General features: G+C 47.3%; 6 protein-coding genes and 3 pseudogenes. 1 reads left to right on the plus strand and 8 read right to left on the minus strand.

Annotation, left to right across the window (positions count from 1 at the left end; genetic code table 11):
- Positions 1–67 precede the first annotated feature (67 nt).
- From ACEWE8_RS20760 to ACEWE8_RS20780, 5 genes and pseudogenes are all read right to left on the minus strand, one after another.
- Positions 68–261: pseudogene (locus ACEWE8_RS20760) on the minus strand (hypothetical protein); the annotation flags it as partial.
- Positions 262–618: 357 nt separating this feature from the next.
- Entirely contained in the window at positions 619–867 is a 249-nt protein-coding gene (locus ACEWE8_RS20765; protein WP_144415509.1) for a hypothetical protein, read from the minus strand.
- A gap of 485 nt (positions 868–1,352) precedes the next feature.
- Positions 1,353–1,829, minus strand: coding sequence for a hypothetical protein (locus ACEWE8_RS20770; RefSeq protein ID WP_046788021.1), 477 nt, complete (start codon positions 1,827–1,829; stop codon positions 1,353–1,355).
- A pseudogene (locus tag ACEWE8_RS20775) lies at positions 1,823–3,070 on the minus strand (RHS repeat domain-containing protein); the annotation flags it as partial. The gene ACEWE8_RS20770 and the pseudogene ACEWE8_RS20775, both read right to left, overlap by 7 nt.
- Before the next feature lie 389 nt (positions 3,071–3,459).
- The gene (locus ACEWE8_RS20780; RefSeq protein ID WP_080952204.1) at positions 3,460–3,939 is read right to left on the minus strand and encodes a hypothetical protein; all 480 of its coding nucleotides are present in this window, start codon (positions 3,937–3,939) and stop codon (positions 3,460–3,462) included.
- A gap of 305 nt (positions 3,940–4,244) precedes the next feature.
- On the opposite strand from ACEWE8_RS20780, the pseudogene ACEWE8_RS20785 reads away from it, so the two are divergent.
- A pseudogene (locus ACEWE8_RS20785) lies at positions 4,245–4,496 on the plus strand (IS5/IS1182 family transposase); the annotation flags it as partial.
- A 105-nt stretch (positions 4,497–4,601) separates the two neighbouring features.
- On the opposite strand, the gene ACEWE8_RS20790 reads toward ACEWE8_RS20785, so the two are convergent.
- The 3 genes from ACEWE8_RS20790 to ACEWE8_RS20800 all read right to left on the minus strand — a co-directional run.
- Positions 4,602–5,213 (minus strand): hypothetical protein, encoded by a 612-nt coding sequence (locus ACEWE8_RS20790; protein ID WP_144415511.1) that lies wholly within the window; start codon positions 5,211–5,213, stop codon positions 4,602–4,604.
- 172 nt (positions 5,214–5,385) lie between these two features.
- A complete protein-coding gene (locus tag ACEWE8_RS20795) occupies positions 5,386–5,877 on the minus strand; it encodes an SMI1/KNR4 family protein (protein WP_046788022.1) in 492 nt (163 codons plus the stop codon).
- Between the two features lie 9 nt (positions 5,878–5,886).
- Positions 5,887–6,134: HNH endonuclease (locus ACEWE8_RS20800; RefSeq protein ID WP_395589361.1), on the minus strand; the 248-nt coding region annotated here is incomplete at its 5' end.

Consider the following 6,134-nt stretch of genomic DNA (forward strand, 5'->3'; position numbering starts at 1 on the left):
CCAGAGTTACCGGATCAATTGCCTTTTTTGAGTGGAATCTGCAGCTAGCTATGGTACGAGCTGTCACTCTTTGCTCTATGGCGTCGTAGTAAAAGCAGCTGGTGAGCTTGCCCTGGGTGCGGTACACCTCGCGGTGCAGGTCGTCGCGCTCCATGTCGGCGGGTCGTACTCGTAGCCCAGCATGCCGCAGGCATATTCCAGCGCTTCCACTGTGACCCCAAGCTGCTTGCCGGCACCCGTCGGGTGGCGCTGAATGTGCAGCCTGGAGGGCCAAAGCCGGCTTAGCGCGAGTTGGATTCCCACGCTTAGCGCCAAGTTGATGGGAAGAGTTCACACGCTGCAAAAAATGTTGCGGAGCGTTCCAGGTCCTCAAGCCTCAATTCTTAAAGATGATAAGCAACGTTACAGCCCTTCAATGCTTGAGGAACGAGTCGACCACCACCAAACTATTTCATCTGCGGGCAGACTGGCTCACCACTTATCATTTAGTTTAAGCAGAATATCTCAACTCTGAAAAAGACATGGCCTTTCCACATTTCTCTTAGAAGCGCTAAAGCAGCCAGCAGCACTATCACTACCTAAAGCAGCTGTATGAGGCAGCAATTCAGTCAATATACATTACCGTGCGATTGCGGCATACATTCTGCTTAGTTGCGCGGCATATTTTTTTGCTCCAGGAATTCTGACAGCCTTAAGATAGCTTTCAAGCCCGGTAGGGTTGAAGCTCAAAAAGTGCAGCTCAATCAGATAAATATTTAGAAAGTTCGGGTAGAATGGATGCACCTTTATAACTACATCATCCTCATCCTCTGGATTTCTACCCTCTTGCTCATCCGCACTGCCCCCTAGAGCCTGAAGTTTTTGCACTTACATATTTCCAAGTCATCTCAGTGTCGGACGCAATAACATCCAAATCCGCAGGTTCTAAATTTGCGGCATTGAATTTATTGGCATCGTGTTGGAGAATTACATCAGGAATTACGTCTGTATTTATTGGTAGGCGTAAAGTTTTAGATACACCCGCCAGCAAATTTACGTAGACATCAGCATCCACCCAATTACGAACGTTATCGGCACTTACCATACATCAAGCCCTCTTATGATCCGGACCAAATCACTTTCAGCATGCCTGAACGGGTCCCCTACTTCGTGTTCCCATGGTGTCAGCGCATCCAGATTTTGAGGCGAGGCGTTTAAATACCTCGTGTGCTGAACCGGACTTTTAAGGATCAAAAAGCTTTAGATCGAATGTCAGGCTAACACACCATATTTTGCAATATTCACACGCTCCAGAAATCCTGGATTGTATATTAGCTACGCATCAATACCTACCCGACACTCGCCCAAATCATCTAGCTTTTAAGACGCATAAGGTCAGTTATCAGTCTCGCATACTGCTTCGCCTTGGGCACTCTAGATACTTTCAAGTAATCCAGTAATTGCTCTTGCCCTTTGTTAGCAAGCATGTATTCAATAAGATTGGTCAATAGGAAGCCTTGAGAGTAGTTGCCGGCCGACAGAGTTTTGGCTTTCTCGTCACTTGGCGGCTCCGCCCCTCCAGGATATTCCTCGTCCTCCTCCCCCGAAAGCGCAGAAAGCTTATCAATGGAGTACTGGACAATCTCTAAGCAACTGGCGCTGAGAAAGCTTAAAATCTCTTGCGCCCCTAGATTTGCCCTGGCCATTTTCGAAGAATCTAACTTCGCAAAAACTTCAGTGTAGCCAGACTCAACTTTAATATTGCTGGCCTGAACCAGCTCTTCAAGAGTTTTCTGATACTCAACCGAGCACACAACCTGCTCAGCGGCGCTTTTGTCTATGGTCACCATACATCTACTCCTTTGATAACTTTAATCAAGTCTGCGCCGACGTGTCTAAACTGATCTACGGTCTCATGCTCCCATGGCGTAAGCGCCAATATATTCGGTGACTCATGAACGCCATCACCACCTACCCTCTGAGGAATGGCATTGTGATGAAGCTCTAGACTATATTCCTTGATGGAGATCTTATCAGTCTTGCGAGAAATCACTTCAACCGTTATCCGGGGAGCCTTACCTTCCGCCATTCGAGCAAGGTTGGCAGGAGAGTATGTTTGTGTTGGTGCTTTTGCTTCTGCTTTCCAATAATTTTTTCGCGCAGTGCTCCAGCACTCCCAGCCCCTGGGATCAGTCCAGCCAGTTGGATTTGGAGCATAGCGGTAGAGGTTGAAACCTCCATCCAGTCCTATTGGATCCTGAGAAATGAAACGGCCCAATTCAGGAGCATAGAATCGGAACGTATTGTAGTGTAGGCCCGTCTCTGAATCAGAGTACTGCCCTTGAAACCGCAAATGCTGTTCGACGTCATTGACGGCCAAATGCTCGATCGCACCCCATGAGCGATACGTCGCCTGCCAGACAATTTGGCCTTCGCTATCAGTCAGCTCCAGCGGTGTACCAATCTGATCGGTATGGAAGTAGTAGACCTTGTGGGCCTCACCCTCCACCTGATCAACCCGCGCCAACGGCGCATAGCTCCCCGGTTCATACAGGTACAAAATGCTCTGCCCCGGCGTCTCCTCACGCAGCATCCTCAACCCTTGCCAGAGGAAATGCTTCTGCTCCGTCGCGCCTTGGATTTCAGCGGTTTTGGCCACTCGTCGGCCCAGGCTGTCATAGCGATAAGCGCCCGTACTTTCCAGCTTGCCGTCGACCACTGTCTCAGCACGCACCAGCCGGTTCTCGCAGTCATAGCTAAAGCTCTGCAGCTTGCTGTGCCCCGAGCTTTTCTCGATCAGGTTGCCCCATGGGTCGTAGCGGTACTCTTGGTTTTGCCAGCGCTTGGTGCGGTTGTCCTTGACATTCTCAAACTGCCGCGCGTTGAAGTGCAGCCGGTTTGCCGCCGGGTCATAGCGGAATTCTTCACTGCCTACCAACGACCCGGTATCGCGGCTGTGCAACTGGCCGTTGGCTTCGTACTCGTACTTGGTCTCACCGCGCAGCTTGTCCAGCGTGCGTACCAGTTCCCCCGCCGGATCGTACTGGTAGCGGCGGTGAATCGGGTTGTAGGCATGCTCCACCAGCAGGCTGAGCTGTTTTCGTTGACCAACGCAGTCAGGCGAAACGCTTTGTCATACTTGTAACGAATCCCGCGTTCCAATGATTTGTCTCGGTCACCACATCGGTGACCTCTATCGTATGCCGGCCAACATACAACGGTAGTAGGCTGATAAAGAATGCAGCTTGAAATAAAATTGTACGCAATGGTTACCGCACAGACATGACCGCGATTACCTACACCTACTTAAAAACATCCATAATTCGAATCAACCAAGCATGACGCCCAATACATGAAGAAATTTATTTTTTAAAGATCGTGAAAGTCAATATTAAACTATGGTATGCAAATTTAATCGCTCAGCTTGCAACCCAGTTCTTACAAATACTTAGTCTGCTCAATGCAATTATAATCTGCAATTTAAATGGCAATCAGCTTCCTACCTGAATAGCCTACAGGCCACCTGCCTGATAAATAAAGTTCAACCACTTTCGACCAAGTCCCAGGGGGTCCATAGTAAGACTCCGAAACGTATTGCCGAAATGCAAAACAAGCACCATTTCGAGCAGCCAGACTAAAATCATGGGCGCCGGTGATAAATTTATCCTTAGAACTCCCTTTAATCGACTGCATGACAGATTTACTTACGCTAATACGCCAATCCACTAGCTCTTTAGGTGGCTTAGGGAATGAATTGAACGGATCATCTTGACTAGGAGACGTAGGCAACCACTCAAGATTTTTATAACACCCCTGAAAATAGGAGTCTTCAGGCTCAATGAAGACCTTCAATACGTCTCTTATATATATCACACCATCTACCGGGTCTGGATCGCACCCCATTCTTGAGTAAAAATCGGTAGTGGCTATTCTTTTGATCAAGCTCTCTATATCTTGCATGTCAAATTCTCAAATCTGTTATCGTGCCCGGGGGCAAGGCTTTTCTGCTTTGCTGAATTGTGGTTCTCAAAACACCACCTGCAGTGTGCGGTCCAAGAATTCCAGGAAGTGAGTGATTGGGCAGTTTTCCTCTCGTAGGCATAAGGTTCCACCACTTGTTAGGCTCTGTACGAAATCCCGAAAAACCCAATCGCCGCTCCTCAAGCGCTGAGATTTTGTAGAGTCCTTCGCCATCGACGGAAAGGAATCCTGTGATGGCAAAGCGTTACGAACTCTCGGATGAGGTCTGGGCTGTGGTTGCCGACTGCGACCAATATCGAATGCAACCCGTCATCCCGCTGCGCTCGATGAAGCGCAAACCCAAGCATGGCTTACCAAGACTGTTTGATCGGCCCAAGTATCGACAGCACAACATCATCGAGCGCATGTTTGGCTGGCTGAAGGAAAACCGCCGGATCGTGACACGCTTCGACAAGCTCGCGAAAAGCTATGTCGCTATGGTCACGCTGGCTTGTTCCATGCAGTGTTTGCGACATCTCTTTTCGTACAGAACCTAGCTAGGTGGGGCGTGAAAAGCCTCACCTTATTCATTTGGAATGTTAAAGATCAAACATGCTTATTTCGTGAAAAATTTTCCACTCATGGAGCGCCTCCATGCACCTTCAAATGAAGCTAGTTAAAAGCGGAATATCATAATCTTTGTTTTTTACAATTTTTTTAGACTTTAGCGCCTCGCTTAAATCCAGTGATTTTTCGCCCTGACTTAATTTTGCGGCGCAATGTATAAATACCGCAGGGAAGGCGTAATCATCGGGTGACGACAAAACATTCATGATCGTCCGGTTCGTGGGAAAAATGCAAGCTAGGATTCTTGGAATGTAAAAACCTTCCAGCACCGTTTGAATGTGCGCACACACTTCGCCGACTGCATTTGGGGCCGGTGTTTTTATCGCCCCACCTAGATTGCCACTAAATGTTTTATCTTGCATACCCGAGGAAATAAAAGAGAAACACGACTCATTAAACAAATTACTTCTATACGGCGGTGTGAATTTAGACGAGCATTCAAATATCTCACCTCCATATACCATTCCGCCTAAGACGTAAGAGTCGACCCGAGACAGATGCTCAAAAAAAAGCTCGGCAACATTTTTTTTGTTGTACATGAATTTTAGTTTGTTTTTTGAGGCCGCAGCGCCGTCAAATTTAGCCGCCACTAATTTGAGTGTTTTTAGCAGCTCTGATTCAAAAAGAAAGCGATTATCATTACCCATGCGCTACCTATGCTTTAGAATATTGAACACTGCATCATGAACAGCATCTTTACCTCCAAGCAGCTTACCGCGCGCGCTTTTCGGATCAATTTTTAGCTTGGTAGTGGTTCCACCTGATGGCTTAATAAACCCACCTCACCCGTCGCGCAAAATTAAGATTTTAGATGTGCTATCAATATCCAACGTCATCCTCATCGACTAGAGATTTAATGAATTCACCAAAAGAATCCGACATGATTCTCTGGGCATTAATGTGATTAAGGTGCATGTCAATATCTGCCTGAAAGGTATCAACTGCAAAATAGATAATTCTGCCCGTCCCTGCTTCCATGCAGATGAAATTACCAGCCTCATCGCTCGCGAAAGGGACTAGCTGACAAGGAAGGACGTTTTTCTCCTGCATTAATTTATAACACCCGCCAATATATTTTGTTTCATTGGCATCCGTTGCTCCGATGCTTGATATACTTTTAAAGTCATCCACTCTGATTGGCTCAAAGTTGTCATCAGAAATCCAAAATTCTCGAGCGGGTAGGCCCCCGTTATAAGTGAGATACAGTAATTTAAAGTCTAGTGGAAGTTTGCATAAAACTTGCGCCTCCAGTCCTTCAATGTCTGCCTCCGAAATCGGCAAGCCTGGGTTCAATAGCTTAAAGTCTTTCATTTTCACTGCTCAGCAAGTTGAAGATACTATTTTTTTGTGGCGACCTTTAAGCCAGCCCTGATCTTGCGATATGGCCACTGCTTCGGGTGTTCCATATGCGCCTGAAGATAAGCCAAAGTGCTTCTCAAATTGAGCTACAGACCCTGTATGCGGTAGGGTCGCTTCATGCGCTGAGTTTGCGATCAACTGCATAGTTCCCTTGCCTGTTGCAGGATCAAAGTCATCCAAATGGTGCCACGTATATTTACCAATCGACT

It is taken from the genome of Pseudomonas sp. TR47 (assembly GCF_044143025.1).
GTDB classification, from domain to species: domain Bacteria; phylum Pseudomonadota; class Gammaproteobacteria; order Pseudomonadales; family Pseudomonadaceae; genus Aquipseudomonas; species Aquipseudomonas putida_E.

Coding starts and splice junctions, on each gene's coding strand:
- ACEWE8_RS20770 (WP_046788021.1), bottom strand. CDS start 1,829: ATGGTGACCATAGACAAAAGCGCCGCTGAGCAGGTTGTGTGCTCGGTT.
- ACEWE8_RS20780 (WP_080952204.1), bottom strand. CDS start 3,939: ATGCAAGATATAGAGAGCTTGATCAAAAGAATAGCCACTACCGATTTT.
- ACEWE8_RS20790 (WP_144415511.1), bottom strand. CDS start 5,213: ATGGGTAATGATAATCGCTTTCTTTTTGAATCAGAGCTGCTAAAAACA.
- ACEWE8_RS20795 (WP_046788022.1), bottom strand. CDS start 5,877: ATGAAAGACTTTAAGCTATTGAACCCAGGCTTGCCGATTTCGGAGGCA.